Annotated in this window: 1 pseudogene; it reads left to right on the top strand. The window is 48.6% G+C overall.

Annotated features, from left to right (window positions below):
• Positions 1-218 (top strand): annotated as a pseudogene (locus Q1B11_RS20385) (hypothetical protein); the annotation flags it as partial.

Below are 218 nucleotides of genomic sequence, written 5' to 3'. Positions count from 1 at the left end.
AAGTTCATAAACTCAAGTCATTTGTTTATCAGGATGTAAAACTCGGCTTCCATCAGGGCTCTGAAGTCTTCGATGTGACAGTCGTTCCCCGCAAAAATGGTCACGCTATCTGTTCAGGCTGCCGCAAACCAGCACCGGGTTACGATCGCCTTGCTGAACGACGCTTCGAGTTTGTTCCTCTCTGGGGAATGAGAGTTTTCCTGATCTACAGAATGCGC

The organism is uncultured Endozoicomonas sp. (assembly GCF_947495845.1).
Taxonomy (GTDB): domain Bacteria; phylum Pseudomonadota; class Gammaproteobacteria; order Pseudomonadales; family Endozoicomonadaceae; genus Endozoicomonas.
Note: the sequence above shows the minus strand (reverse complement) of the source record. Positions and strands in the feature narration are given on the sequence as shown.